Below are 25,291 nucleotides of genomic sequence, written 5' to 3'. Positions count from 1 at the left end.
TCAACCGCTAGATTTCGCTGGATTAAATGAGATGAACTGGGAGTTAGTATAAGCCCAAACCCCTGATGTTAAAGGGGCTTGTTAGACTAATTGGGATTAACCAAGAGGGGAAAATGGTGCCCAGAGGCGGAATCGAACCACCGACACGAGGATTTTCAATCCACTGCTCTACCGACTGAGCTATCTGGGCAAACTTTCAAGAAGGGTGTGCCTTCGTGAGAGGCGCGTATTAAACCCGCTGGGACTCTCTGAGTCAAGCCCTCAGCCGGAAAAAGTATCGCCTATCTATCTGTTGTATAAAGACTAATCAAAAAACCATTAGCCTCAGCTTTGCTCAGGGGGAACATAACCTTCGGCGGCGTCGTAATCGGCGCCTGAGAGGAATTTGGTCATTTGCTCTCCTAGATACACGCGTGTGCCTGTATCCATAAGGTTGAGCTGCTTTTCGTTGATCAGCATGGTTTGATGCGCCATCCACTCTTGCCAGGCTTTGGCGCTGACATTTTCCAAAATATCCTGCCCTTTGGCACCCGGAAAGGGCGCCTGCGTCAACGCTGGCAGCTCTTGCTGGTATTTGCGACAAAAAACGGTGCCACTCATAGGTAACCTCAGTAAATAAGTTAGGTATTTATTCGCCCGCCATTAGCTGGCAAGCGGATCGAGCTCGGCCAGCTTTTCCAACAACCGTTTGACCGGCGCTGCCAAGCCGACCGACTCGGGCTGGTGCACGTTATACCAAAGTGATGGCCCGGCTTCCATGACCTGATCCGGCAAAGCCGCAAGCTCTATGTAAGCCGGCGTAATATCCAAATGGTAGTGACTGAAGGTATGACGGTAACAGTCCCACAACTCAAGTGTATTCGGTTGTCCGTAGCGCTGCGCGCACTCTGCGTTAAGGTCTGTGTCCATTGGGTACTCAGGGAAACTCCACAAGCCGCCCCAAATACCAACAGCCGGACGCTGCTGCAATAGTAACTCCCCTGTCGGCGCGCGCAGCATTAACAGGTAGGTCGATTTTACCGGTTTGTCTTTTTTCGGTTTTTTGCCCGGGTAGTCCAGCTGACGGCCCGTTGCGCGAGCAACACAGCCATCACCCAATGGGCAGCGCTCACAGGCCGGTTTGGTGCGAGTACACAGGGTTGCGCCCAAATCCATCATCGCCTGAGTGTAATGGTTGCAGCGCTGCTGTGGCGTATGTAAGCGGGCCTTGTCCCACAGCACTTTGAGCGGACCACTCTGCCCAGGCCAACCGTCAATGGCGTAGTAACGAGCCAAAACACGCTTTACATTGCCATCTAAAATCGCCGCGTGTTTTTCAAACGCAATACTGACAATGGCACCAGCGGTGGACTCACCAATACCCGGCAGCTCGGCCAGTTGCTCGACAGTATCGGGAAACTTGCCGGCATGGTTTGTCACCACTTGCTGCGCGCATTTGTGCAGATTGCGGGCGCGGGCGTAGTAACCGAGGCCGGTCCACAAATGCAGCACTTCATCTAATGGGGCAGCAGCAAGTGCCTGAACTGTGGGGTACTGTTCAGTGAATCGCTCGAAGTACGGAATGACGGTCGCAACTTGAGTTTGCTGCAGCATGATTTCCGACAGCCACACCCGGTAGGGAGTGACGTCGTGCTGCCAAGGTAAATGCTTGCGGCCGTGCTCATCAAACCAAGCGAGCACGGCCTTAGAGAATACATCTGTCATTTTTTGTCTTGGTTGAATAAACCTTTCAATAAACCTTCTACGGCTTTTTCGGTATCGCTTTGCTCGCCTGCGTTCTCACCGTCTTTGTTATCGCCGCCAAGCTGACGTACCAACTCTTTTTGCACGCGATACTGAGCGTAATCACTCACCAACGATTTCAAAGCGTCGCTATCAAGCCCGCAGTCTTTAACGGGAGACAAGTTAGCCAAAGAGCCTTTGCAGCGCAGCAGTGACAGGCTGCGATTAATCCAGTAATTGCTTTTAACGGTACAACCTATTTCACTCGTTGACTCTTCAAGTAAGGTCATGGGCAAACGAAAATCGTATTTCTGTTCACCTAAATTCACACTGCCGAGGGTGGAGAGTATCAGGTGCTCAACGCCGGCCGAAAAATTTTCCACTTGCACGACCTGATCGCGAATGGTGACCGTGCCTTCAAGGGCACGCATTGGGGTCTTTTCCGGCCACTGCCGATCTTCGCTGGTTTTACCGTCTTCGCTTTCTTTCTCATCTTTAGCAAGGGCAACCGCCTTACAGAAATATTCCTCTACATTCACGGGCGCAAACACGACGTCTTTACCCGCAAAGTTGGCATCGGCGCTGAGTTTTTCCGTCAACTCTGAAGCGTACAACCCCGAGGTGTTGCCCGACGCCGCAAAATTCAAAGCCCCGGTAAGCTGCACGCTTTCATCCAGCTCCATATCCTTTAACATCGGCGCCAACTCTAAACCGGCCATGTCCGCTTTAAACATCGCTTTAGCCTGAGGGCCACGCGCGTCCAGGCTCGCCGTTGATTCTAACCGGCCCTGATACGTGTCTAAGCTCATATCAGTGAGTTGTAACAGGCCGTCTTTGGCCGAGGCGGTCAACTTAATATTGGTCAGCTTCAACTTGCTGACAATAGCCTGTTGCAGGCTTAAATCCACCAATAGGTCTAAACTGCGCAACGCTTCGAGCGGCAGGGGTTCTTCCGGCGCAGGCTCGGCTTTGCTGACGGGCGGCTCGCCGCTTGTAGGCTTGTCTGTCACCTCGCCGTCAACCACCGGCGGCAAATAATCATCCACATTAATTTTATCACCCGCCAACACAAACTCTACCGCCTGCGCGTTGATATCCGTCACCGCAAGTTTGCCCTTAAAGGTCGTTTCATCAAGGCTAATCGTGACATTATCCAGCGCTGCCGTATTCGCCGAGCCGACCACATCGGCGCTAAAACCAATGGCCGTCATGGCATTTTCATTCGCCGTTACCGGCACCGTTTGCCCCAGGCTGGTCAGCACAGCTTTCACATTGATGGGCTTTATCACCAATTCCCCTTGATAGTTCAAGTCGCCTTGCAATTCGCGAGCGCTCATATCAAAGGTCACCGCCATATCGGACTTGCCGGTAGCACTGGAAATATTGGCGATAAGTTCGGAGGAGGCCAAATCAAATTGATTTAGAGCCTCGTCAAGGGTCATACGCGCATTCAGACTGATTGCCACACTCACCGGCCCCTGCGGGAAACTGGCCGGGTCTGTCAGCGCGACAGAGGCGTCTAAACTAAAATCAAACGGACGGTTTTCCAGATTAAATTGCAACAGACGCAGTGCATCGACATTGGCCGCCAGCTCCGTGCCAGTTTGTTGATCGCGGTAATTAAATGACACGTCGGTAATATCGATGGCATCAATAGCGAGTTTGATGGCGCCGGTGCTGCCTGTGCCTTCCGTCGATTCAGTCGCCGCAGATTCTATTTCACTCCCCACAGGGGCGGCAGCTTCACTCTCTGCCCCGTTAGCGGCAGCCAGTGCTTCCCAGTTACCCGCGCCTGTACTGTCGACCACCAAGTCGACACTCGCACCATTGACCAGCAAGCTTTCCACCACCAGCTCACCGGAGAACAGCGGCGCCGTCGCCACCATGAGGCTCGCGCTGGCTAACCGGGCAATGGGCTTGCCGGGCTCATCCAGCGAGGCCACCGCAATGTCATTGAGCTCGATGCCCACACTTGGCCAAAAACGCCAACTCAAATCACCGTCCATTGCCAAGTGCACACCCTGCTGCTCGGCCAACGCCTGAATACGCGGCTTGAACATATTGGGGTCAAGCAAAAACAACACCGCCGCAATGGCGAGAACGAGCACAAGAATTAACCCGATGACAATTTTTAGCAGGCGTTTCACGTCGTTAGTCTCCTGACAGGTCGCAAAGGCTAGAGCATAGCAGGGTTGGGGGTAGTTAAGCAGCCTCACCTCGCGCTAAAATAGCGCCCTTCGCGTTCGTCCCAGGCGAACAGCTTGCCCCTAACAGGAAACCAGAATGGGAAACCGCACCGCCCTCTACCAATGCCATGTTGATGCCGGAGCCAAAATCGTCGATTTTGGCGGTTGGGATATGCCTATTAACTATGGCTCACAAATCGAAGAGCACCACGCGGTGCGTCAAAAGGCGGGCATGTTTGATGTCTCCCACATGACCGTGGTCGATGTTACCGGCAATGACGCCCGGGCCTACCTGCGCACACTGCTCGCCAATGACATCGCCAAATTAGACACCCACATTGGCAAAGCGCTCTACTCCGGCATGCTCAATGAAGCTGGCGGCGTTATTGACGATCTGATCGTCTACCACCTCGATGGCTGGTATCGCGTGGTGGTCAACTGCGCGACTCGCGACAAAGATCTGGCCTGGATGGCGCAACAGAGCGAAGGCTTTGACGTCAACCTGCAAGAGCGCGCCGAACTGGCCATGATCGCCATGCAGGGCCCAAATGCTCTGGCTCTTGCCAAGCAGGCTTTGCCCGCCCAAAACGATTTAATCGACAGCCTGAACGTGTTCTGCGGCAAGGCTGCCGGCGATTGGTTTATCGCCCGCACCGGCTACACCGGAGAAGACGGCCTGGAAATTATGCTGCCCGAAGCCGACGCCCCCGCTTTTTGGCAAGCGCTCTCCGAGAGCAGTGTCGAGCCCTGCGGTTTAGGCGCGCGCGATACATTGCGCCTGGAAGCAGGCATGAACCTCTACGGCCACGAGATGGACGAAACCGTTTCGCCCTGGCAGGCCAACATGGGCTGGACCATTGATTTAAAAGACACCGAACGCGACTTTACCGGTCGCGCGGCGCTGGAGGCTCAAAAAGCCGCCGGGGTACCCACCAAATTGGTCGGGCTGGTGCTGCGCGAGCGTGGTGTGTTGCGCGCAGAACAGACTATTATTGTCGAAGGTAGCAACGCCACCGGCGTTATTACCAGCGGTAGCTTCTCACCCACCCTAGGCTTTTCCATCGCGCTGGCGCGCGTGCCAGCCGATGCCGAAGGCGAGGTCATTGTGGAGGTGCGTAAAAAGCGCCTGCCGGTTACCATAGTAAAACCCAATTTTGTCCGCCACGGACAGTCACTCGTTTAAACAGATACAGGACACAACCATGAGCGAGATTCGCAGCGAACTGAAATACCTGCCCAGTCACGAGTGGGCCCGTGTGGAAGAAGACGGCACCGTCACCATCGGCATTACCGAACACGCCCAAGACAGTCTGGGCGACGTCGTCTACGTTGAAACCCCGGAAGTTGGCGCCACTGTTGCCGCCGGCGAAGAAGCCGGGGTGGTGGAGTCGGTCAAAGCCGCTTCCGATATTTACTCACCGGTAACCGGTGAAGTGATTGCCGTAAACGAATCCTTAGAAGATGAACCCGAGCAGGTCAACAGCTCACCGTACGATGACGGCTGGTTCTTTAAGGTGAAGCCAACCGACATCGGTGAACTCGACGATGCTTTGGATGCCGACGGCTACAAAGCCGCAATTGAGGACGAGTAACCGGGCCACCCGGCCATGTTAACTGCCACCCGCTCCAGCCCGGAGCGGGACCGGCCACTCAAACAGCATCACCCTTGTGTGGCCCATCAACAACTAAAAGAGAGCCACCGTGAAAGCAGCCCTACGCAAAATTTTCAGCCCCCTTCTGACTCCCCTAGAGGCCAGCGAAGAGCCCTACCATTACAAACCGCTGAGCCGCAAGATCTTACTGTTTTTCGGCGCGGTGTTTACCTTTCTCGGCTTACTGGCCGCATGGCTTATCCCCGAGGGTGCCGACCCCGGCTACTATTTCCCGGTGGTGGTGTTTACCTTGGCGGGGCTCTACGGATTGATTGTGGGCGCCTTAGGTGAAGATCGTGCGGTTGCGCGGATTTGGGGGAATAAATAAGAACGTCTGATGTCGAAGGTCTGATGACTGAGGCTTCAGTTGCGGATTACGGGTTACGGGTTACGGGGCTAGTTTTCACATTTCGTGCCTGCACTATACGAGTGCCGCACTCAAAAATTACAATTATTTGGCGCTTTCTAATCTTGCGCCCCTCCCTCACCGATATATTGAATTCCCCACGCCTCCAGAGCATCGACTACCGGCTTTAAACTCTTACCCAAAGGCGTCAATGAATACTCCACTTTTGGTGGCACTTCGGGATAAACCTTGCGGTGAATAATTCCGTTACTCTCTAGGTCTCTGAGCTGCTTTGTTAACATTCTTTGCGAAATGCCTGGAACCAGCCGCATAAGTTGGTTAAACCGTTTTTTCTCCTTGCACAAGTAAAAAAGAATCATTCCTTTCCACTTTCCACCGATTAAATCTAGTGCCGTTTCAGTTGGGCAAAGGGACGTTTCAGCCGACATCGTAGTGCTCCATAATTCGACGGTATACATTTTGTACCTAGGGTACAGAAAAGTGCATTCTTACGAAAATGCACTCGTTACGTTAGCCTAGATTCCTCTTTTCACCAAGCTGAATTTTCTGAGGAGCAACTTGTATGAACAATACCCATCACCTTTTTAACAGCCTTAAGATCAAGAATGTAACGATTAAAAACCGAACCGCCCTTGCGCCGATGACCCGCATCAGCACCCGAGGGGACGGCATTCCGACCGAAAAAATGGCTCAGTACTACAGACGTTTTGCTGAGGGGGGATTTGGCCTCATTATTACTGAGGGGACATATACCGACAAGCATTACGCCCAAGCCTATCCAAACCAACCCGGCATAACCTGTGAAAAGCAAAGAAAAGGCTGGGAAGCTGTCGTAAAGTCCACTAAAAAAGCAGGCGGAAAGATCATTTTACAGTTAATGCATGCGGGAGCACTATCTCAGCACTTAAGCAACACCCGCAGTGCTTCGGCCGTCCCTCCCATCGGTAGTATGATGGCAGGATACAGTGAAAAAAGTGGAGCATTTCCTACACCCCACGCTATGAACGGTGCCGAAATAGATCAAGCTATTGAAGGCTTTGCAAAAAGTGCTCAACGCGCCGAAGAAGCTGGCTTTGATGGTGTGGAAATACACGGAGCAAATGGATACCTTATCGATCAGTTTTTAAGTGATTACACCAACCAAAGAGAGGACATGTATGGAGGAGATATACAGAGCCGATCTCATTTTTTAATCGAGACAATCACTAATATTCGATTGGTTGCATCGCCAGATTTTCTTGTTGGCGTGCGAGTCTCTCAAGGTAAGATAAACGACGCCAGCTACCGCTGGCCTGGCGGTGTCAAAGATGCAGAATATTTATTTCCGAACATTGAGTCGGCGGGCGCCGATTATATTCATTTCGCGTCCGCTGGAAAAGGCTTTGAACACGGCAGTCATACTAGCGATGGCGTAAGCCTGCCTCAACTGGCCAAGTTATTATGTCACATCCCCGTTATTGCCAATGGCTCCTTACACGAGCACCAGGAATATTCACGTATTATCACAGAGCGACATGCAGATATGATTGCTATTGGAAAGTGCGCTCTTGTTAACCCAGACTGGCCGATAAAAGTTGAAAAAAACATGAACCTCGAAAAGTTTCCGGAAGATTTTTTTCGAAATGGTGTTTCGCTGAATAATACTGGAGGGTATTGACCAGCTAAATATTACAGAGGGAATGAAATACACATTCCCTCTTACAAATGTGTGCTATATGGATCCAGACAATCTCTAAATAACGCTATTGATTTTGGTGTAAAACCTTGACGCTCAACCCTGACTGCTACAACACGATCCACGCGAAAGCAACGTGTCTCATTGCGAAGCTGATCCCAGCAGATTAAGTACCAGGCGGGCCAATTGGTCAGTAAATAGTGGATCTCAATCGGGCGGGTAGACGCCTCTCCCTTGGCATTTTCATAGTCAATTGTAACAATTCTACACTCAAAGAACCCCTCTAATAGAGCCGACACTTTGCTCGGCATAGGCGCCATATCTGTTTGCACGTGTTTCGATGCCTGTGCGCCGACAAGCAGCCTTTTACGGAGCTTTGTCAGTTTATGTCTATCCTTTTCAGGGAACGCCTGAAAAATCTTGCGCCGAATACTCTGTAATCTCCCGAAAAAGAGCGACGGCGGCATTTTTTCCATAACCGATAGCGCCAGTAGTAATTCGAGTATTTCCCGATAGTCTAAATTTAGGCGACCAATACCCGAGCGCGCCGCCAGACGTAAACCTCCCCCACGACCATTATCCGCCTCGATTAGATACCCACGGTCGCGCAGCAACTTTAAGTCGCGCATTAATGTACGACGACTAACACTTAACTCATGAGCCAACCGCATGGCCGTCCACTGATCGCCAGACTTTAACAGCCCCAACAACTCATCAAGCCTATGCAGGCGGGTATTTACAGATTGTTTTTCCATAGCCCCAATAAATGTGTCACAAATTGGCATATTTATGATTATTGTACACACTCACTTCAAAACAGGAAGACATTATGTTGTTACATCGCACTATTTCCGCCGTCGTTTTAGCAATGCTTATAGGAGGCACACCAGCCTATGCTGAGGAACTCACCATTGAACTCGCACCGTTTGTTGTATCGGCGGATGTTAGCGAACAGCAATTGCGCGACGCCGCCTCGCACCTACAATCTGAATTCTTAAGGCAACAACCGGGTTTTATGAGCAGACAATTACTGAAGAAGTCTGAGTTTGAATACGCAGACTTAATTCACTGGAAAGATAAAGCAAGTGCCACTCTTGCGGGAAATAAAGCCATGGAGCATCCCGCTGCACTGGCATACTTTGCCTTAATGACACAGGAACAGGCCACATCCAACGTGTTTACCTACTACTCGCAAGTGGCCAGCTGGCAGAGTGCCAACATTAAGCTAACCGTGAAGCCATCACCAAAAGAAAAATAAATCCTTCTGCGAGCCAACAGTCACGCTCCCCACTAGAGCCGGGAACGGCCGAGTTGCGAAAAGAGTGACCCGGCCTTCCCGAAAAGCTCGTTAAACTTTCAGACTCGGCAAAACAAACGCCTTCATGTTGGGGTGCAATCTTACCCATAAGCCGGGGTTACTATTGAGCTGCTTTTGAGCTTCGGCTTTATCCGAACTTAGCCTTGTATTGAGCACGTTTGCGTAGGTCTTTATTTTGGCGGGCGCGGAGTCGGCATCGACGACGGACTGGACGACTTTCTTGGCTTGTAAAATGGCGGCAGGGCCGAGGGTAAGAATATACTCGGCGGCGCGACACTCTTTCTCATCGGCCTCATTGACGACGCTGCCGCCGGCTTTAAATTTGCTGATATGATGCTCCAGAATACTGCTGGAAATTGGAATAACACCTGCTACGTGGCTTGCCATGGCGCCTGAAAAGGGCTTGATATACGCCAGATGAGAAGCTTCGTTTTCTTCCGGGCCATGGCCGATAAAGAAAATATCCAGGCCACCGAGCGATTCCAGCTTAGTTAAATACTCAATCAGCCCCGTCTCCAGGTCATCTTTGTCCGTTCGCATAGGGGTGAAGCTTTTAATTTTCTGGAAAAAAGCCTCACCCAAAATTCGCTCAAAGTCGCGCACAAAACTAAAACAATTACCCATACCCATGGGCGCCAGTGCATCTTGGGTAAACACGTTCAATCGGGATAGAAGCTCATCGGCTTCATTTGCTTTCGCCAGCTCGCCCAGCAATCGATGTAAAGCCTGGGCGCCACGGCCGCCCAACAAGGCAATATTAATATCGCCTTGTTTTGCAGCAGCTGTCTGGTACAACTCATCCAACATTGCCTGGCCGACATCGGCCTCAGTGTTCAGCACTTTGGGCGTTACACCGCAATCGGTAAAATCGGCAACTGACTCGCCTTGCTGCGACAACCATACGTTGCCGTTATCATCATCTCGTGTAAATTTTAAACTCATGGGTAGGGTCACCTATCTCTACAACCTTTTCGGTTTATGGCTCTCAACGCTCTAATTTGTGGTTATATTGTCCGCTGCAATTGGTTTAGTAACATAACCATAGACAGCAACGGCTACGATGATTATAACCAACCAGACGAACAAGCCAACCAGCACAACCAGAAAACCGTCGGAATTGACCCTTTTAGAAAATAGCTTGCAAACTAACGTACCCAGCCCTCTTACCAGAACGTCGAATACAATATCGATCAGCAGATAGCCCAACAATCGAAATATCCCGCCCAGCAACTCCCCAGCGACCTCTCCAGCTGGCATATTCCCTCCAAACAATTAAATTCTGTTCACCTAAATGCTCGCGTGTGAACGCCCCCTAAAACCTATTTTCCCCAGCGTTATAGATGTCACATTGCGAACCACCCGCATGGCGAGCCACAATGTAACCACCTTACTTGCGATAGATTTTTCAGATCGCACACTTGCAATCAAAATGCTTAAACCAAGGGATGGATTTATGATAGCAGAAGTGGAAGAACCCCCACCTGTCGAGCGAGGAGAAAAACATAGTAATTTCCGGCTGGACTGGAAATCTTTTAGAACAACCTCATTCATCCAAGATAGCTAGAAAACGTTTGGCATAGCCGTAAGCAGAAGTGCGGCTCTTGCACCAAACAAATTGTTTACCACAAGAGCCGCAAGATAACTATATAAATATAGAACTCATTGAACACCAATCACTCATACGCCAAACCGCCCATTTCAGCGAAGTATTCATCCTTAAGGGCATCAAATCCTGCCTGAACAGTCGGAGGAATCGTATTATCGAAAGGCCCCAAGCCAAGCTCAACACGTTTCTTCTCAAATGAATCGTAAATACTCTGAGCTTGAGCTTTAATTTTCTCCACCTCGGCGCTGGTCAGGTACGTTTTTTCAGGGTAATAAATTTTACTAAGGTTCTTCTGACCATAATATTTATCGCTGAAATTTCCACGCAACCCGACAAAATCATAGAATGCATAGGCTTTCACAAACTCCTCTTCCTTTCGCAAGCCAGAGTACTCATCGGAAAGAAAAACAGATTTTTCAAAAAAATTACTACTAAGAAGTTCAATCAATTCTCTGTCGCCATGAACAACTGCACTTTCCACCAAACCCTTCATCTTAGACAAAGAATCAAGTATTGTTGCATCATCTTGAGACTCTGACATTTCTAGATATTTAATTGCGGCCGTTTTCATTGCGCGCACATCACCAGACTCTGCCAGATCCAATAAAGTATCTAACTCATAATCGGAGTATGAACTTTTGTCCACACCAACAATATAATCCGAATAGAACTCCTCATGCTCCAATCTGTGTGCCTCACTTCTTTCGGCAGAATTTATCACATCGGGCACTGGACTCTTGATTTCAAACTTCAATGATTTTTCATTGGAGCCAACGACTCCTCCAGCAACATCATGTTCTTTTACTTGCATATCACGAAAATCAGCGCCAAAATACATCAAAAAAATAAAGGAACTTACCAATACAGCACAAGCAGACCACAACTTTCCATTTGTAACTCTCATAATTAAAAGTCCTGAATTCCGTAACAACCATCTCGATTCTTGTTTTCTAGATGAACATTATCAACTACACATTTTCCTATTTTAGAGTCTCTTTTAGCCTCAGCGATTGCGAGGCATTGAGCATGCGATCTCGCACTGATTGTATAGCTCACATCTATAGATACAAATTTTATTTTTACACTCTCAACCCCTAAAGACCAAGAAGAATCGGTAACCTGCTCACAAGCATCAATGGCATCGGTATAATACTGCTTTGATTTGTATTCACATTTTGCCAAATGCGCGTTTACCTTCCCGCGCCGTTTCGAGCACATTTTCTGAATAGCGGCATCCGCTGACATTGTCGTCCCATACCGAGTACCGGACGCCATGGGGTTCAACGGATCATCCCAATCCCCCCAGTAGTTTCCATCATTACTTGGTCGAGTTCCGGTTACGACAACCTCTTCGAGCGCTTTTACTTGAGAAAAAATGAGAAAGGTAGATAAAAACAGACAAAATAAATACAGAAGAGAATTTTTCATAAAGATCCCTTTTATGAGTAAGTAAAATCCATTTGGCTTTTCCAAGCCCTCAGCTCCAAACTAGCTAAGAATTTTGGCAATGTCAAACCGTCGAGAACATTAAGCGTTTGCACATTAGCTAAACGTATAAACAGAGATTCTTATATTCCCTAGCATTTTAGCGAGTGTAAAAATGGCGCAAAAAATCATGTATCCCCTTACCCATATGCGAGAAGTTAAGCCTCATTACTGCCATTTCTAACCACCCCCGGCGCCTTGCCAAAGACCCGCTTAAAAGCCCTGCTAAATGCCGCTTCGCTTTGATAACCGAGGCTTTCGGCAATGGTGATCATTGGGTCGCGAGTATTTTCCAGTTGCAAACGCGCTATTTGCATACGCCAGCGAGTTAAATAACGCACGGCGGATTCGCCCACCATCTCGGTAAAACGCGCACTAAAACCTGAACGCGACATACCCACTAAGCTTGCCAAACTTGCCAGTGTCCAGTCGACTTCCGGGCTTTTGTGCATGGCGGCAAGCGCGCGACCAATGTGTTTATCGCGCAGGGCCGCGAGCCAACCGCTGTTCGCCTGCGGGGCTTTATCAATCCAGGCGCGTATTGCCTGAATGATGAGAATATCCGCAAGGTGGGACATTACCGTTTCACCGCCGGGTTTCAGCGCTTTGGCTTCAACGGCCATGTAACGCAAGGTACTTTGCAACCAGCCACCTTCAGCCTCTTCCCAGGCATTCACCACCATCACAGAGGGCAAGTGCTTTATTAGCTCTTGTCCCGCGGCGTGATCAAATTTTGCCACACAGCAGGTGGCCCGGCACTGCCCGTTTTGATCAGATGAGTCGCCACCAAAGCGCATAATATCGTAGCGCTCGCTGATGTGTTCTACCGGAATATCAAACAGTGGCGTTGTGGATTGCGCGGGATCACTGGCAAGAATATGACCGCGACCGTGAGGCAGCAGCACCAGACAGCCTTGCTGTAAATGTATCGGCGGCTCGCCTTCTACTATCAGCCAGCAATGGCCCGCGGTAACCACGTGAATCATCAGGCAGTCATCGAAGGGCGGCATTTCCACCCCCCAGGGCGCAGCCAGCTCGGACTGACAATAAAAGGTGCCACTGAGCTTAAGCAAATGCAGCGCTTCGCCTAAGTAGTCACTGTGTTCGGGGATGACATTGGTGTCGCTCATGGCATTACTCGCGGAACAGTACAAACTAATTCACAGCCACACCCAGCTTGACACCAAAACACTGAAAATCCAACCATTCTGGACGATCAGTTAAGCTTTATGGACTCTATGCCATTCATCATCCCTCCCGCTAACATCACAATGTACCCCGTAAGTTTTCAATTACTGACTACACCCACAGGAGGGTACTCACATGACGACAACCAGCCCAATTTTGATTATTGGCAAAAACGGCAAGACCGGTGCGCGCGTTAACGCTTTACTGCAGCACCTAGGCTTACCAACACGTGCGGTATCGCGCTCTACAACACCAAGCTTCGACTGGAACAATTCAGAAACCTGGGCAGGCGCTCTGCACGGCATTAAGCAAGCTTATGTTACCTACCAACCAGACCTTGCCGTGCCCAACGCTGAGCCTACTTTGCATGCCTTTGTCGAAGCCACCAGACAGGCCGGCGTTGAACACTTGGTGCTGCTATCGGGCCGCGGCGAGGACGGCGCCATTCGCGCCGAAAACGTGCTGAAGGAGAGCGGCTTGACCTGGAATATCGTGCGCGCCTCTTGGTTTTTCCAAAACTTCAGCGAAAGCTTTATTGCCGAAAGTGTGCGGGCAGGCGAACTGGCCCTGCCCGTTGGTGACGTTTTGGAGCCCTTTGTCGACTGCGATGATATTGCCGAGGTCGCGGTAGCTGCCCTGACTCGCGCTGAGCTTGCCAACCAACTGTTTGAAGTCACCGGCGCACAACTAATGACATTTGCCGACTGTGTGGCAATGATTGCTAAGACTGAGCAACGGCAAATTCGCTACCAACACGTGCCGCTTGAGCCGTATATGGCTGAACTCAAAAATATTGGGCTCAGTGACGATGAACTCTGGCTATTGCGCGAGCTATTCACTCAGGTACTCGACGGTCGCAACAGCCATGTGAGTCATGGCATTGAGCAGGCGTTAGGCCGTCCTCCCAAGCGGTTTATTGACTACGTCCAAAATACATTTACCCCAAATATCCATCAGCAAACCGAACCGGCTTAGGTCAAAAAAACACGGGCGGGCTTACGGCCTACCTTGTTTAACACAGGAGGCGACTATGCACACCACAATAAGCAAGCGCTTGGTTTTATTTTTAGCGGCTACAACCGCCCTGTACGTGGGCGGCAACCTTATGTATTCACCCGATGCCTTGTATCAGGGCTTTGAAATCACTTTACCCTCGGGCGCCGGGATTCGCAGCGACTTACGAGGCGTAGGTACACTAATACTCGTCAGTGGAGTGTATCTACTTTTGGGGTGCCTGCAGCAACGATTACAGCGCAGTGCCGCACACCTCGGGATACTGCTATACGGATCATTTTTAGCGGGAAGATTGCTAAGCCTTATCCTTGACGGCGTACCTAGCAACCCTATTCTTTTTGCCTTGGGCGCTGAGGCTGTCATTCTATACCTGCTTCTCGCGTCGCTTCGGCCTTGGGATAGACAGACCGACGTAAACGCAATTACGGTCCCAAAGTGATCATGCAACCGTTTAGCAGGCTGCTAGACACGTTGCACCGGCATAACCTGGCGCCACGACCACCCACAAAACGAAGCATTTAGTGGGCTGAAATATTGCCAACTCAACGCAGCATTTGTTACCTTGCCACAGATGGCGCCAACCTCCGGCGCCCTCTCTTTTTGTGGTTTGGTAACCTATGCCTGCAACGCCCCTCCTGGAAATAGCAAAGCGCTCACTGAGCGATACAAACGAACGCCCCTTCTCCGTTTATTCTTCATTGCGCGAACAGCGCTTACTCAATGTGCCGATTATTAAGCCACTACTGATTGTGGTGCTGGAAGGTGAGAAGCAACTGGGTCAATCAAACCCCGTATCCGTTCATGCCGACCAATTCGTACTGCTGTCTAATAATCCATCTGTTCACATGCGCAATGTGCCAAGCCAGCGCGAGTATTTTGCGCTGCTGATCGAGTTTGAGTTTGATGACTTCCTCTGCTTGCACGCAGCAGCAGACCCAACACCCGCAGAGTATGTAACTGGCCACGTCGATGAATTACTCAATGAGAGCCTACGACAATTCGTCGGCTGGAGTGAACACGCCCCCCGAGCGCTGTGGGCGCACCGGCGTCAGGAGTTGCTCAAAATACTGCTCCATGGCGGACACACTTCACTTTGCACCGTTGCCGAATCTCACCACCTCAGCAATCAATTGTTTCGGTTGGTGAGCGACTCAATAGGGAAAAGCCTTTCAGCGAAATCGGCGGCTCAACAGCTGTCAATCAGTGAAGCGAGTCTGCGGCGTAAATTGGCCCTCGAAGGAACAAGCTTTCAGGTCATTAAGGACCAGGTTCGACTCACACACGGCCTCCACCTGCTGCAAACGACCCATCGACAAATAGGGTTAATTGCCGGGCAGTGTGGCTACTCATCGGCGTCGCGCTTTACCGACAAATTCAAAACTCAGTTTGGTATTACCCCTTCGGAGCTACGAAGCACCCGAATGAGCGAATAAGGCGAATATTCGATCGTTTTGGCACTAAAAAGAGTGGTTTCGCCTTGGTAAGCTGGGAGTGAATGCTATAGGAGGAGTAACGATGAACTACAGACAACTGGCCAGCGCGGCCGCACTTTGCAGCGCCAGCCTATTCGCACAAGCCGAGACATTTACCCTCACCAGCCCGGACATTGAGCATGGCGAGCCTATGAGTAAGGTATTTGAATATCAGGGTTTCGGCTGCAGTGGTGACAACCTCTCACCGGCCCTGCAGTGGGAAAACCCACCGGAGGGCACCAACTTCTACGCCATATTCGCCTATGACCCGGATGCACCCACCGGCAGCGGCTGGTGGCATTGGCAGGTTATTAACATTCCCGCCAGCACGACTCATATTGTTCGCGGTGCAGGGTCAATCGACAGCGAAAAGCTGCCCCAGAAGGCTAGACAAATTCGCAATGACTATGGAGAACACGCCTTTGGTGGTGCGTGTCCACCTGTTGGCCACGGCCCTCACCGCTACCAGTTCACCGTATACGCGCTGCCTCAAGCGCTGGACCTTCCCAAAGGCGCATCAGCTGCACTCACGGGCTATATGGTCAATGCCAATGCCTTGGCATCCAGCACCTTAGAAACAACATACGAGCGCTAGTTCACGGCTCAACCGGTTGTGCTTGCTATTTGCACAGCCGGTATCTCACACTCACAAAGCATTGCCAGAGCCGCCCGCAAACCGTAACATGCGGTGACTGACCTTTGAAAACACTCACGAAGTTGGCCAACAGGACGTTACGACTTTCTATGCTGCGATGGATACAGGGCGTCTTCTCACGCACCTACTACGTGCAACTCTGGGAGCTGCGCATTAAGGTTCAAAGCTTTGGCTCTGCCGAAGTATTTGATGAAAAACCGTACATTGCCACTAACAACAACGCTGGAAAAACCAGTGTCGTCGCTGTTGGTAATGCAGCCTACGACATGCGTTCCAATACATCTCTTAGCGTCATCAACCCTTTTTCACATCCGCGTTTACTGGTCGCTAACTTTACAGCCGCCGAGCAAGTACTAAACTTTGGTATTAAGTCACTCAGCCAGAATAAATTGATCGCCCCCAGCCCTGTAGTGGTTATACACCCACGGGAAAAGCTGGAAGGCGGCGTCACCGATGTGGAAGATCGACTGTACCGTGAACTTGCACTTGGCGCCGGTGCGAGGAAAGTATTTCTGCACCTAGGCGATGAGCTGCAGACAGACTCATTTCACCCTGACCTATTAATCCCCAAAGCCTATTGAGCATCGACATGGAGCAAGGAATGAAGTTGATACGTTTATCACTGTCTTATCTACTATTAGTACTAATACCCTCTATTGCTGCGGCTGAAGCTGCAGACGTAGAGTATCTTGAGCTTTCCAGCACTGTTACTGACTTTCAACAGAAAATTACAGTAAATAACGATTTTACGCTTGAGAACGTAAGGGCGATAACCGTTAAAGCACTGCAGGAGCCGGCGGTTGAAAGTTTAAAACGCCGCCGATTTTCTTATAGTACTAGCATGGAAACTTTTGAGGTTCTGGAAGCATTCACCATTAAAGCTGACGGTACGCGAATAGAGGTCCCCAAAGACAATTATCAGGAGCGCATTAACAAAGGACGCGGTAGCGGTGGCCCTGCATTTTCAGACCGGGCCAGCATTACCGTTGTCTTCCCAGACATGGAAGTCGGAGATTCTTCCTATGTTAAAACCAAATTGACTCAGACCGAGCCGCTATTTCCAGGTTACTTTGCCCATACAAGTGCTTACTGGCCTGAGGCACCCTATGAAAAATCGACAGTCATCATCGATACGCCTATCGATCTGGCATTGCATACCGTACATCGCGATGTGGAAATCGACTCTCGCACGGAAGGTGATAGGCAGATTCTGGAATTCTCATATCAAAACCCTAAGCCACTAAAGAGCGAGCGACAGGATTACAGTGTTTACGATGAGTCCTCTATTCCGGGCTTCGCTGTGTCGTCGTACCTCAGTTACCAGCAAGTTGCCGATGCCTATGGTGCCAGGGCATTACCAAAGGCAAAACCGACAGCGCGAGTACAACAGCTTGCTCAGTCGCTGGTCGGGGATGAAAAAGACCCATGGAATAAAGCTCGAATTCTGTACGACTGGGTTGCCCATAAAATCACCTACGCCGGCAACTGCATTGGGGTAGGTGCCGTTGTACCACGAGACATGTCAGTGATACTGGATAATAAAATGGGCGACTGCAAAGACAAGGCAACTCTGCTGCAAGCCCTACTGGCTGCAGTAGACATTGACGCGACACAAGCTTTGGTTAACTCGGGGCGAAATTTCTCTTTACCCAATCCCGCTCGGATCAGCACGGTCAATCACGCTATTCTCTATTTTCCACAATGGGACTTATTTGCCGACCCTACCCCCAAAAACATACCCTTTGGCCTGATTCCACATTCCATTCAAGACAAACCAGTTATTATTGTTGGCGACCAGCAACCCGGCAAGCGCACACCGGCGGCAAAGCCCGAGAACCTAGCCCAGAAACTCCATAGCGAAATGACATTTGAAAGTGACGGCTGGACCAGCGGCACTATAACAGTGAACCTAAAGGGGTTACCCGCTGCCAGTATGCGTGCCTCCTGGAGCGAGCTGACAGACCAACAAATTTCTCAAATTATGGAAAGGATTTTTAGCTCGAGCACAAAGAAAGGCGAAGGCAGTATTGAGGTCATTGATAATGAACCTCTGTCGGACGAAATTCAGTATACGATGACATTCCGAAAACCCGACGCCTTTTTAAACAAAGGGGCCGGAGGTTTTGTACCACACGCTATGGCACCCACAACTGCGTCCATTTATAGTTTTTTGGGAACATCCGCTGAGCCCGTAGAAGGCTACTCGGTGGCCTGTAGCAATGGCACGTCAGAGGAAACCTTGATTTATAAGCTGCCCGATAACTACCAAATACTAGCAACACCTGATGATTTTCAGATCAACGAAAACTACATTGAATTTTCGGCCAGCTATGAACTGAAAGAGCAAACATTAACCGTTAAACGCACAATAGTAGACACATCCCCCGCGAACGTTTGTGAACCCGATGTCATCAATGGCCAAAGAGTGACAGTCACGGCCATTAATGAACACTTGCAATCTCAAGTCGTGTATCAAGTAAAGTAGGTTTACCCGTGTCGGCACTTTTGATTGTCCCAAAGGTGCCGATTGCCCACTCAATAATTTTGCCACCGAAACACTAAGAAAACTCTATGAATAACATTATTTGGCAAGGGCGCTGTTCGCTATTGGTCTATTTATACCCCTATCTATTTTTGGCTCTTTGTTCAGTCGCGTTGTTTCCTATTCACCCGTTACTTAGCGCCTTAGGATTAACATTAATAGCAGGCTTCGCACTGGATGCGCACTCCACACGCTACACTTTAACCGACTCAAATATAGTGGTATCTGGCGGCTTGTTTGGCTCGGAGCCCGCAACTATAGAACTCAAAGATATTGTTAATATTTACGTGATTGACGATGTACCCTGGCATACTTTTTCAGTCGGCTGGATTTTGTTGGTGATTAACGAAGATGACGACGAACACCCTTGCCTGCGCTGTGTACGCCAACCTTTAAAAGTGGGGGCTCTTATTGAACAAGCGGCTATAGAAGCTGGCGCCACTATCAGCACATCTAGCCACGACACGGAATAGAAACCGCACCAATCGCATGCCGTTGTCGCGTTGTCGATTAATAGACGGGAATGTCCGAGCCGCCCTTTTTCTTGAGACTGGGCCACACTTGCCACGTACCCACCGCGTAACAAATACCCAACACCAGACAAATACCCGACGACACCAACATAAACGTAAGGCTGTGCCCCAATTCTTGAAAATAGGGGGTATCAAAATACAACACCGCCGGAATGCCAAATAAACCACGTAACATAAATACCGTGGCAATAAGCACCATAGCAATACGAGCGAACGGCATTCGCGGTACTAGGCCAGCACCAGAAAACGCATACAGCGCCCAACTAAACAATACAAGTGCAATCACACCAGTTATCTGCGCCGGGTAGCTAGAACCTTGCTCTGCCATTTGCGCCATTTGCTCGCCGGCACCAAAGAAGCGGTACCATTCGGCTCCCCCTACAATGATCGCGATATGTAATAACGACGCAACCAGAGTAGAACCACCACCCACTATTAACCATACATTCTTTTGCATAGACACTCCTATTTTTTTATTGGGCACACATCCGATACGCGCATTTATTCCGCACAAATCACTGCCAGAAAGCTAAAAGCCAGAATCTAAAAAATGGCGTGTACTTCTACAGAAAACTCAGCCATCACCATAAAAAACGTTTATGCTATGTGTGAACTCACCGTTTAAGGACGAACACAACCATGAAAAAACTTTCTTTCAATCTGTTACTTTTTACAACCTTTCTGCTGCTAAGTATCAGGGTCAGCGCAGACCTTATGGAGCCCTCACTCGACCCTATCTACGAGCTTATCGAAAAAGGCCAATATAAAGAAGCGCTCATTCAGCACCAAAACTACTTTGAGGACTCAGCCAATGTCCCCGGCCTAAGTGGGGTAAGACTTTCCTTCGCCCTGGGTAACTGGGCAGAACTCGGCCAACTGTACCCGCCAGCGCTCACCGCCCTTAAGGAGCTGGCGCAGGCCAAGCGCGCCCAACTGCTGGACGGTGACGGCAACTTCACGATATTCAGCGAGTATGAATCGATAAATAGCTATATTAACAAAGGTAGCGAAACAATAGAGACATTTCTTAAACTAGAAGAGTTCTATCCAGACCAGGCAAGCAGGTACTATAACTCAATCGAGCGGCTGCTTATGTCTGAAAAGCGCTATGAGATAATCGCTCGTCATATAAAAGATCCGATCTACAAATTCGAAACTATCCGCCATCATCGTGAGTACGAAATGGGCCGACTCCGGTCAGGAGATAAACATGCGTCTCTCGATTACGCGAATAAGTATTATCACCAAGAACTCTCCAGACTTTTGGCAACGACAAAAGCAATTGGAATGATAGATTACGCGAAGGAAATTGAACGACGATCTGAGCAATATCTTACCGAATCATCCCGCTTCAAACCGAACGAGAAATAGGGTGTTCGCAACCCGGCCTCCTCGGTAAAAACCCTAGCAGACTAGTGTAACTGGGCTGCTACGGCAGCCTTGGCCAGCGTCTTTGCCTTCGATGCCGAAAAGTGTGTATCCAACAATAAGTATCCGCTAACGCCATAACTGAGTGAAACAATCAGTTGCGCCAACTCCTGCGCCTTAATGTTGAAATCAACTCTCTGGTCACCTTGAGCATCTTGCAAAATTTGCGCGAGCTTCGTTACCAAAGCACATTCATTCTCTTGTAAAATGGCAGCAACACGATCATCCCGGCAGGCTTCAGCGAAGATCTCCGTCGCTAAAATATTGTCTGGCGACTTACAGGCATCGCCCACTAATCTTCCGACAAAACTTAACAACGCTTTCGGGAAATCCCTTGCCACCGCTAACTTTTGCAACGCTTTATCAGACTGCCGGCGCTCCCCCTCCACAATGGCCTGAATTATATCGGCCTTACTGGGAAAATAGCGATATACAGCTCCCGGACTCATACGAGCGGCTTCGCAAATTGCCTTCATGCCCGTGCCATGGAAGCCGTGCCTAACAAAACAGGCCAATGCCGCATTGATTATTTGCTCTCGACGTCGCTGCGCCAATCTCGCATCAGGAGTTCGCATATAGGGCCACACTAAATAGAACGATCGTTCTATTAATCTTGACATATCTAGCACTTGAGCTCAACATAAAGAGAACGATCATTCTCACTAAGGAGTTGCCATGGACCTGCATCGCAACAAGGAAGCCGATGCCGTTCGAGCCTTTGCCCTACTGGGCATTTGCATAGTGAATATGCCTTTTTTGGGCTTAACAACCGCCGATATACTGCTGCCGACGCAAAGCACCTCTGAACAGTTCGCTGTTTTCTTTATGGCGGCTTTTGCGCAAATGAAGTTTTTTCTTTATTCTCTTTTCTGTTTGGCTGGGGTATGGGAATAACCATGCTAAGGGCCACATCTGCACCGCAGCAACAGGCTAGTCGCCGTTACCATTACCGTCTCTGGGCGCTAGGGTTTATGGGTATTGCACATGGGCTGTTTGTTTTTACCGGCGACATTCTGCTGTTGTACGCCATACTCGGCGCCTTCTTATGGCGCCGGCGGAACGCGCCCGTCGCCCAGCTTGTAGCAAGTGCAAAACGTTGGTTCGTTTTCGCCATTCCCACTATGCTGGTAATGACTCTGCTTATCCAAACGGTATCCAACGATCTTCCCGATGAATTCTGGGATGACCGACTGGGAGGCACCTATATGCAGGTATTAAGTTACCGGTGGGAAAACTGGTTCTACACTTTTCTTACTGCGCTCATCTTTCAAGGCCCTCTGGTATTTGTCGCTTTTCTGATCGGCCTAGTGGCGGCAAAGACGAATTTTTTTGAAAACAATAGCCTTGGGCTTGTCCTACTTCGTCGGTGGCTGCCCTACCTCGCCCTGACTGCCTTACCCATAAACCTACTTTACGGGCTGCATACCTCGGGGCTTTGGGTACCGAACCCGGCACTGCAAGTTGCAATAGGGACCGCCACCGCAATCGGTGCACCGGCGCTGTCAGCTTTGTACCTATACGGAGTCGTCCTATTGGTTCAGCGTTTTGCCTTACCCGAATGGGTCTATCGAGCCGGGCGCAACACCCTCAGTTGCTACGTACTGCAAGGTGTTCTCGGAGGTTTATGCTTTGCTGGTTATGGACTGGGATTGTTCGGCCAGCTCGGCCACGCCCAGATTTTACTGGCGTCCCTCCTGATTGCCCTTTCCAGCATGCTTTTGGTAAGTATATGGGCCAAGTACTTAGGCCGTGGGCCGCTGGAGCCATTACTTAGAGGGATAAAATAAAACCGGGGGCAGTAAGTGCCCCGTTTTTATCTGCCAACTCAGGTATGCTTACTCGAACGTTTGGTCGATTTGGTAAACCGTTTTGATACCACTCACTTCGAACCCAACAACCAACAATGCTTCATCTGTTGGCGAGTCTTCGGCAGGGATAAAGACCAAACCTTCAAGGCCTAGTTTACCGATGATATCGAGAATACTTTCGGCGTCTTCGGTCATTCAGCCTTCACGGGTGTTGAGGTAATCCATAAACACTGGCATTTCCGGTTCGGTAATGTCCTAAACCATAACCCCCATGCGCTCCAAACCAATAAAGGCGAAGGTTTCGTTACCAATAGCGCCTAAAACAATGCCTTCTGGCTCAGGACCATTAGCATCAGAGCGGCTATCGAGCTGATCGCCATCATCATGCGCACTGTTGAATAAATCTTTACAGGGAATGTTGCGCAAACGGCCCAGCATAAAATCGTCGCCCGCCGACGTCTGTCAACCAACCGTTGGAAACTCCACGTCTTGAATTGTCCACTTGATAGGGACGACTATGCAATCATCAATCCGTAACGCGACCGTCATAAAAACGTCAAACTGGTGTCATGCCTTGTCATCAATATGCCCTTGCGAAGTTTAATCAAGGGTGAAATGAAATGATGAAAATAGAACAAACCTTCAAAAAATTATTGCTGGCCAGCTTGATTGCCAGTCTGGCCGCCTGTGGCGGCGACGACGGAACCGATGGCGCAACCGGACCGCAAGGCGAACAGGGCCCGCAAGGTGAAACCGGCGCTGAAGGCCCGGCGGGTGAAGACGCCACCAATAGCACTATCTCGCTGCAATTTGCCGGGCGCTACGAGACCGGCGCATTCGATGAAAGCGCTTCGGAAATTGTGGTCTATGATCCGGCTACCAATCAGATTTTCTCAATCAATGCCAACTCGGGCATGGTGGATGTGCTTAATATCGCCGCGCCCTCTATGCCAGTGTTGACCATGAGTCTGGACATCGCCTCCGATGTGGCAGGCGCTATTGATGGGCTGGCCAGCGCCGATGAACTGGGTGCGGCCAACAGTGTTGCTGTGCACGACGGCGTCGTAGCGGTAGCGGTGGAAGCCGATACCAAGCAGAGCAACGGCTACGTAGCCTTCTACCAGAACGACGGCATCTTCCTGGCTGCCGTTGAGGTAGGCGCTCTGCCCGATATGCTCACCTTTACCCCAGACGGCAGCATGGTGCTGGTGGCCAACGAGGGGGAGCCCAACGGCGACTACAGTGTGGATCCGGAAGGCAGTGTATCGGTTATCAACGTCAGTGGCGGCGCGGCCACAGTGACCCAGGCCGATGTCAGCACGCTCGACTTTACCGACTTTAACGCTGGCGGCAGCCGCGCGGGCGAACTGGGCAGTGACGTGCGCGTATCATCCAAAAGCGCTAGCGTGGCACAGGATCTGGAGCCGGAATACATCACTGTATCGCCCGACTCCGCCAGCGCCTGGGTAGCTTTGCAGGAAAACAACGCTATTGCCAAACTCGACCTTGCCACCATGGAAGTCAGCGCCATTTTGGGTCTAGGCTACAAAGACTACAGCATTCTCGGCAATGAGCTGGATGCCAGCAACAAGGACGACAGCATCAATATCCGCAACTGGCCCGTGCGCGGCCTGTTTATGCCGGATACCATCGACTCATTTGAATTTGCCGGTGTGAACTACCTGATCACTGCCAACGAAGGTGACGGACGCGAATACCTGACCGACGAAGACGATGCCACCGCCTGCACCGCAGCCGGCGGGTTTGACTTCGACGATGGCGATTGCTTCCATTACCTGGACGAAATCCGCGCAAAGGATATCCAGGACACTGGCGCCACCATCGACCTGCCTAGCCTCGGGTTCTACGCCGAGAGCGTTGAGGAACTGACCGAAGACGAGAATCTGGGCCGTATCAAAGTGGTTGCCGATATGGGTGTTAGCGACTGTACCGGTAATACCCTGGCCACCACTGGCCAGCCAGGCGCCGGCTGCGTGTACAAGGCACTCTATAGCTATGGCGCCCGCTCCTTCTCCATCTGGAACGGTGAAACCGGTGAGCTGGTCTACGACAGCGGCAGCGACTTTGAACGCATTACCGCGCAACGTCTGGGCGGCGACTTTAATGCCACCAACGACGAAAACGGTGGCGACGACCGCTCCGACGACAAGGGCCCGGAACCGGAAGCCGTTGAGGTGGCCCACATTGCTGGCGCCACTTACGCCTTCATAGGCCTTGAGCGCGTTGGCGGTATCATGGTGTACAACATCAGCAACCCAGAAGCCGCGCAGTTTGTGCAGTACATCAACACCCGCGACTTCAGCGTCGACATCGAAGCCCTGGTAGACGCCGGTGACTTCAGCGCCGCCGGCGACCTGGGCCCGGAAAGCGTGCTCTTCATCGCGGCCGAAGACAGCCCCAGCGGCGAACCGCTCCTCGTGGTAGGCAACGAGGTTAGCGGGACGATTGCTATGTTTAACGTTAACGTGGTCGACAGCGCGCCGTAAAACACTTAGTAAAAGACGCCTTCCACCATTTGAGCCACTGCAATCGCGGTGGCTTTTTTCGTCTGGGCTACCCGCCAAACCAGCTACAAATTTTGCGAAAGTAAAACGGAACAGATTTATTGGTAAGATGAAG

At 50.5% G+C, this 25,291-nt stretch carries 30 protein-coding genes and 1 tRNA gene; 16 read left to right on the top strand and 15 right to left on the bottom strand.

Features of this window, described 5'->3' with window-relative positions; genetic code table 11:
• Positions 1-114: 114 nt before the first annotated feature.
• The 4 genes from QWI17_RS19055 to QWI17_RS19040 form a co-directional block, all read right to left on the bottom strand.
• Positions 115-190 (bottom strand) — tRNA-Phe (locus QWI17_RS19055).
• Positions 191-324: 134 nt separating this feature from the next.
• On the bottom strand, positions 325-600 hold the full coding sequence (locus QWI17_RS19050; protein ID WP_302724117.1) for an oxidative damage protection protein: 276 nt from the start codon (positions 598-600) through the stop codon (positions 325-327).
• 42 nt (positions 601-642) lie between these two features.
• The gene (mutY, locus tag QWI17_RS19045; protein ID WP_302724116.1) at positions 643-1,704 is read right to left on the bottom strand and encodes an A/G-specific adenine glycosylase; all 1,062 of its coding nucleotides are present in this window, start codon (positions 1,702-1,704) and stop codon (positions 643-645) included.
• Positions 1,701-3,869, bottom strand: coding sequence for an AsmA family protein (locus tag QWI17_RS19040; protein ID WP_302724115.1), 2,169 nt, complete (start codon positions 3,867-3,869; stop codon positions 1,701-1,703). Before QWI17_RS19040 ends, mutY begins: the two co-directional genes overlap by 4 nt.
• 136 nt (positions 3,870-4,005) lie before the next feature.
• On the opposite strand from QWI17_RS19040, the gene gcvT reads away from it, so the two are divergent.
• The 3 genes from gcvT (at position 4,006) to QWI17_RS19025 (ending at position 5,888) form a co-directional block, all read left to right on the top strand.
• Entirely contained in the window at positions 4,006-5,091 is a 1,086-nt protein-coding gene (gene gcvT, locus QWI17_RS19035; RefSeq protein ID WP_302724114.1) for a glycine cleavage system aminomethyltransferase GcvT, read from the top strand.
• A 19-nt stretch (positions 5,092-5,110) separates the two neighbouring features.
• A complete protein-coding gene (gene gcvH, locus QWI17_RS19030) occupies positions 5,111-5,500 on the top strand; it encodes a glycine cleavage system protein GcvH (protein ID WP_302724113.1) in 390 nt (129 codons plus the stop codon).
• A 109-nt stretch (positions 5,501-5,609) separates the two neighbouring features.
• Entirely contained in the window at positions 5,610-5,888 is a 279-nt protein-coding gene (locus QWI17_RS19025) for a hypothetical protein (protein ID WP_302724112.1), read from the top strand.
• A 137-nt stretch (positions 5,889-6,025) separates the two neighbouring features.
• Here QWI17_RS19025 and QWI17_RS19020 read toward each other — a convergent pair whose 3' ends face one another.
• Positions 6,026-6,355, bottom strand: a complete 330-nt coding sequence (locus QWI17_RS19020) for a winged helix-turn-helix transcriptional regulator (RefSeq protein ID WP_302724111.1) — start codon at positions 6,353-6,355, stop codon at positions 6,026-6,028.
• 134 nt (positions 6,356-6,489) lie between these two features.
• Here QWI17_RS19020 and QWI17_RS19015 point away from each other — a divergent pair, with 134 nt between their 5' ends.
• The gene (locus QWI17_RS19015) at positions 6,490-7,584 is read left to right on the top strand and encodes an oxidoreductase (RefSeq protein ID WP_302724110.1); all 1,095 of its coding nucleotides are present in this window, start codon (positions 6,490-6,492) and stop codon (positions 7,582-7,584) included.
• A gap of 41 nt (positions 7,585-7,625) precedes the next feature.
• On the opposite strand, the gene QWI17_RS19010 is transcribed toward QWI17_RS19015, so the two are convergent.
• Complete coding sequence (locus tag QWI17_RS19010) at positions 7,626-8,357, bottom strand: helix-turn-helix transcriptional regulator (RefSeq protein ID WP_302724109.1); 732 nt, start codon at positions 8,355-8,357, stop codon at positions 7,626-7,628.
• 74 nt (positions 8,358-8,431) lie between these two features.
• Between QWI17_RS19010 and QWI17_RS19005 the strand changes: the two genes are divergently transcribed.
• On the top strand, positions 8,432-8,860 hold the full coding sequence (locus tag QWI17_RS19005; RefSeq protein WP_302724108.1) for a hypothetical protein: 429 nt from the start codon (positions 8,432-8,434) through the stop codon (positions 8,858-8,860).
• A 90-nt stretch (positions 8,861-8,950) separates the two neighbouring features.
• On the opposite strand, the gene QWI17_RS19000 is transcribed toward QWI17_RS19005, so the two are convergent.
• From QWI17_RS19000 to QWI17_RS18980, 5 genes are all read right to left on the bottom strand, one after another.
• The gene (locus tag QWI17_RS19000) at positions 8,951-9,862 is read right to left on the bottom strand and encodes a 6-phosphogluconolactonase (RefSeq protein WP_302724107.1); all 912 of its coding nucleotides are present in this window, start codon (positions 9,860-9,862) and stop codon (positions 8,951-8,953) included.
• Between the two features lie 51 nt (positions 9,863-9,913).
• Positions 9,914-10,177 (bottom strand): hypothetical protein, encoded by a 264-nt coding sequence (locus tag QWI17_RS18995; protein ID WP_302724106.1) that lies wholly within the window; start codon positions 10,175-10,177, stop codon positions 9,914-9,916.
• 416 nt (positions 10,178-10,593) lie between these two features.
• Complete coding sequence (locus QWI17_RS18990) at positions 10,594-11,430, bottom strand: hypothetical protein (RefSeq protein ID WP_302724105.1); 837 nt, start codon at positions 11,428-11,430, stop codon at positions 10,594-10,596.
• Between the two features lie 2 nt (positions 11,431-11,432).
• On the bottom strand, positions 11,433-11,999 hold the full coding sequence (locus QWI17_RS18985; protein ID WP_302724104.1) for a hypothetical protein: 567 nt from the start codon (positions 11,997-11,999) through the stop codon (positions 11,433-11,435).
• Positions 12,000-12,169: 170 nt separating this feature from the next.
• Complete coding sequence (locus QWI17_RS18980; protein WP_302724103.1) at positions 12,170-13,141, bottom strand: AraC family transcriptional regulator; 972 nt, start codon at positions 13,139-13,141, stop codon at positions 12,170-12,172.
• A gap of 193 nt (positions 13,142-13,334) precedes the next feature.
• Here QWI17_RS18980 and QWI17_RS18975 point away from each other — a divergent pair, with 193 nt between their 5' ends.
• From QWI17_RS18975 to QWI17_RS18945, 7 genes are all read left to right on the top strand, one after another.
• Positions 13,335-14,174, top strand: a complete 840-nt coding sequence (locus QWI17_RS18975) for a Rossmann-fold NAD(P)-binding domain-containing protein (protein ID WP_302724102.1) — start codon at positions 13,335-13,337, stop codon at positions 14,172-14,174.
• A gap of 55 nt (positions 14,175-14,229) precedes the next feature.
• Positions 14,230-14,652, top strand: a complete 423-nt coding sequence (locus tag QWI17_RS18970; RefSeq protein ID WP_302724101.1) for a DUF4345 domain-containing protein — start codon at positions 14,230-14,232, stop codon at positions 14,650-14,652.
• A 178-nt stretch (positions 14,653-14,830) separates the two neighbouring features.
• Positions 14,831-15,646, top strand: coding sequence for a helix-turn-helix transcriptional regulator (locus QWI17_RS18965; RefSeq protein ID WP_302724100.1), 816 nt, complete (start codon positions 14,831-14,833; stop codon positions 15,644-15,646).
• Between the two features lie 82 nt (positions 15,647-15,728).
• Positions 15,729-16,280 carry a YbhB/YbcL family Raf kinase inhibitor-like protein gene (locus tag QWI17_RS18960; protein ID WP_302724099.1) on the top strand — a complete coding sequence of 184 codons (552 nt, stop codon included), beginning with the start codon at positions 15,729-15,731 and terminating at the stop codon, positions 16,278-16,280.
• Between the two features lie 149 nt (positions 16,281-16,429).
• Positions 16,430-16,921 carry a rod shape-determining protein gene (locus QWI17_RS18955; RefSeq protein WP_302724098.1) on the top strand — a complete coding sequence of 164 codons (492 nt, stop codon included), beginning with the start codon at positions 16,430-16,432 and terminating at the stop codon, positions 16,919-16,921.
• A gap of 20 nt (positions 16,922-16,941) precedes the next feature.
• Positions 16,942-18,825: a DUF3857 domain-containing transglutaminase family protein gene (locus QWI17_RS18950; RefSeq protein ID WP_302724097.1), complete on the top strand. Its 1,884-nt coding sequence runs from the start codon at positions 16,942-16,944 to the stop codon at positions 18,823-18,825.
• 86 nt (positions 18,826-18,911) lie between these two features.
• Complete coding sequence (locus QWI17_RS18945; RefSeq protein ID WP_302724096.1) at positions 18,912-19,355, top strand: hypothetical protein; 444 nt, start codon at positions 18,912-18,914, stop codon at positions 19,353-19,355.
• Between the two features lie 37 nt (positions 19,356-19,392).
• Here the strand turns inward: QWI17_RS18945 and QWI17_RS18940 are convergent, their stop codons facing one another.
• Entirely contained in the window at positions 19,393-19,872 is a 480-nt protein-coding gene (locus QWI17_RS18940; protein WP_302724095.1) for a hypothetical protein, read from the bottom strand.
• A gap of 182 nt (positions 19,873-20,054) precedes the next feature.
• On the opposite strand from QWI17_RS18940, the gene QWI17_RS18935 reads away from it, so the two are divergent.
• Positions 20,055-20,786, top strand: a complete 732-nt coding sequence (locus tag QWI17_RS18935) for a hypothetical protein (protein WP_302724094.1) — start codon at positions 20,055-20,057, stop codon at positions 20,784-20,786.
• 41 nt (positions 20,787-20,827) lie between these two features.
• Here the strand turns inward: QWI17_RS18935 and QWI17_RS18930 are convergent, their stop codons facing one another.
• Entirely contained in the window at positions 20,828-21,463 is a 636-nt protein-coding gene (locus QWI17_RS18930) for a TetR/AcrR family transcriptional regulator (RefSeq protein WP_302724093.1), read from the bottom strand.
• Between the two features lie 55 nt (positions 21,464-21,518).
• Between QWI17_RS18930 and QWI17_RS18925 the strand changes: the two genes are divergently transcribed.
• On the top strand, positions 21,519-21,737 hold the full coding sequence (locus QWI17_RS18925; RefSeq protein WP_302724092.1) for a hypothetical protein: 219 nt from the start codon (positions 21,519-21,521) through the stop codon (positions 21,735-21,737).
• Between the two features lie 2 nt (positions 21,738-21,739).
• Positions 21,740-22,630 (top strand): DUF418 domain-containing protein, encoded by an 891-nt coding sequence (locus QWI17_RS18920; protein WP_302724091.1) that lies wholly within the window; start codon positions 21,740-21,742, stop codon positions 22,628-22,630.
• A 48-nt stretch (positions 22,631-22,678) separates the two neighbouring features.
• Here the strand turns inward: QWI17_RS18920 and QWI17_RS18915 are convergent, their stop codons facing one another.
• A complete protein-coding gene (locus tag QWI17_RS18915; protein ID WP_302724090.1) occupies positions 22,679-22,846 on the bottom strand; it encodes a hypothetical protein in 168 nt (55 codons plus the stop codon).
• Positions 22,847-22,906: 60 nt separating this feature from the next.
• Positions 22,907-23,089: a choice-of-anchor I domain-containing protein gene (locus QWI17_RS18910; protein ID WP_302724089.1), complete on the bottom strand. Its 183-nt coding sequence runs from the start codon at positions 23,087-23,089 to the stop codon at positions 22,907-22,909.
• A 182-nt stretch (positions 23,090-23,271) separates the two neighbouring features.
• Here QWI17_RS18910 and QWI17_RS18905 point away from each other — a divergent pair, with 182 nt between their 5' ends.
• Positions 23,272-25,158 carry a choice-of-anchor I family protein gene (locus QWI17_RS18905; protein WP_302724088.1) on the top strand — a complete coding sequence of 629 codons (1,887 nt, stop codon included), beginning with the start codon at positions 23,272-23,274 and terminating at the stop codon, positions 25,156-25,158.
• Positions 25,159-25,291 lie beyond the last annotated feature (133 nt).

The sequence above is a fragment of the Gilvimarinus gilvus genome (assembly GCF_030518155.1).
Classification (GTDB): domain Bacteria; phylum Pseudomonadota; class Gammaproteobacteria; order Pseudomonadales; family Cellvibrionaceae; genus Gilvimarinus; species Gilvimarinus gilvus.
Note: the sequence above shows the minus strand (reverse complement) of the source record. Positions and strands in the feature narration are given on the sequence as shown.

What these genes read in the sequence shown, in the direction of transcription:
- QWI17_RS19050 (WP_302724117.1), bottom strand. Translation starts at nt 600, where the DNA reads ATGAGTGGCACCGTTTTTTGTCGCAAATACCAGCAAGAGCTGCCAGCG.
- mutY (WP_302724116.1), bottom strand. Translation starts at nt 1,704, where the DNA reads ATGACAGATGTATTCTCTAAGGCCGTGCTCGCTTGGTTTGATGAGCAC.
- gcvT (WP_302724114.1), top strand. Translation starts at nt 4,006, where the DNA reads ATGGGAAACCGCACCGCCCTCTACCAATGCCATGTTGATGCCGGAGCC.
- gcvH (WP_302724113.1), top strand. Translation starts at nt 5,111, where the DNA reads ATGAGCGAGATTCGCAGCGAACTGAAATACCTGCCCAGTCACGAGTGG.
- QWI17_RS19020 (WP_302724111.1), bottom strand. Translation starts at nt 6,355, where the DNA reads ATGTCGGCTGAAACGTCCCTTTGCCCAACTGAAACGGCACTAGATTTA.
- QWI17_RS19015 (WP_302724110.1), top strand. Translation starts at nt 6,490, where the DNA reads ATGAACAATACCCATCACCTTTTTAACAGCCTTAAGATCAAGAATGTA.
- QWI17_RS19010 (WP_302724109.1), bottom strand. Translation starts at nt 8,357, where the DNA reads ATGGAAAAACAATCTGTAAATACCCGCCTGCATAGGCTTGATGAGTTG.
- QWI17_RS19005 (WP_302724108.1), top strand. Translation starts at nt 8,432, where the DNA reads ATGTTGTTACATCGCACTATTTCCGCCGTCGTTTTAGCAATGCTTATA.
- QWI17_RS19000 (WP_302724107.1), bottom strand. Translation starts at nt 9,862, where the DNA reads ATGAGTTTAAAATTTACACGAGATGATGATAACGGCAACGTATGGTTG.
- QWI17_RS18995 (WP_302724106.1), bottom strand. Translation starts at nt 10,177, where the DNA reads ATGCCAGCTGGAGAGGTCGCTGGGGAGTTGCTGGGCGGGATATTTCGA.
- QWI17_RS18990 (WP_302724105.1), bottom strand. Translation starts at nt 11,430, where the DNA reads ATGAGAGTTACAAATGGAAAGTTGTGGTCTGCTTGTGCTGTATTGGTA.
- QWI17_RS18980 (WP_302724103.1), bottom strand. Translation starts at nt 13,141, where the DNA reads ATGAGCGACACCAATGTCATCCCCGAACACAGTGACTACTTAGGCGAA.
- QWI17_RS18975 (WP_302724102.1), top strand. Translation starts at nt 13,335, where the DNA reads ATGACGACAACCAGCCCAATTTTGATTATTGGCAAAAACGGCAAGACC.
- QWI17_RS18970 (WP_302724101.1), top strand. Translation starts at nt 14,230, where the DNA reads ATGCACACCACAATAAGCAAGCGCTTGGTTTTATTTTTAGCGGCTACA.
- QWI17_RS18965 (WP_302724100.1), top strand. Translation starts at nt 14,831, where the DNA reads ATGCCTGCAACGCCCCTCCTGGAAATAGCAAAGCGCTCACTGAGCGAT.
- QWI17_RS18960 (WP_302724099.1), top strand. Translation starts at nt 15,729, where the DNA reads ATGAACTACAGACAACTGGCCAGCGCGGCCGCACTTTGCAGCGCCAGC.
- QWI17_RS18955 (WP_302724098.1), top strand. Translation starts at nt 16,430, where the DNA reads ATGCTGCGATGGATACAGGGCGTCTTCTCACGCACCTACTACGTGCAA.
- QWI17_RS18950 (WP_302724097.1), top strand. Translation starts at nt 16,942, where the DNA reads ATGAAGTTGATACGTTTATCACTGTCTTATCTACTATTAGTACTAATA.
- QWI17_RS18945 (WP_302724096.1), top strand. Translation starts at nt 18,912, where the DNA reads ATGAATAACATTATTTGGCAAGGGCGCTGTTCGCTATTGGTCTATTTA.
- QWI17_RS18940 (WP_302724095.1), bottom strand. Translation starts at nt 19,872, where the DNA reads ATGCAAAAGAATGTATGGTTAATAGTGGGTGGTGGTTCTACTCTGGTT.
- QWI17_RS18935 (WP_302724094.1), top strand. Translation starts at nt 20,055, where the DNA reads ATGAAAAAACTTTCTTTCAATCTGTTACTTTTTACAACCTTTCTGCTG.
- QWI17_RS18930 (WP_302724093.1), bottom strand. Translation starts at nt 21,463, where the DNA reads ATGTCAAGATTAATAGAACGATCGTTCTATTTAGTGTGGCCCTATATG.
- QWI17_RS18925 (WP_302724092.1), top strand. Translation starts at nt 21,519, where the DNA reads ATGGACCTGCATCGCAACAAGGAAGCCGATGCCGTTCGAGCCTTTGCC.
- QWI17_RS18920 (WP_302724091.1), top strand. Translation starts at nt 21,740, where the DNA reads ATGCTAAGGGCCACATCTGCACCGCAGCAACAGGCTAGTCGCCGTTAC.
- QWI17_RS18915 (WP_302724090.1), bottom strand. Translation starts at nt 22,846, where the DNA reads ATGACCGAAGACGCCGAAAGTATTCTCGATATCATCGGTAAACTAGGC.
- QWI17_RS18910 (WP_302724089.1), bottom strand. Translation starts at nt 23,089, where the DNA reads ATGCTGGGCCGTTTGCGCAACATTCCCTGTAAAGATTTATTCAACAGT.
- QWI17_RS18905 (WP_302724088.1), top strand. Translation starts at nt 23,272, where the DNA reads ATGATGAAAATAGAACAAACCTTCAAAAAATTATTGCTGGCCAGCTTG.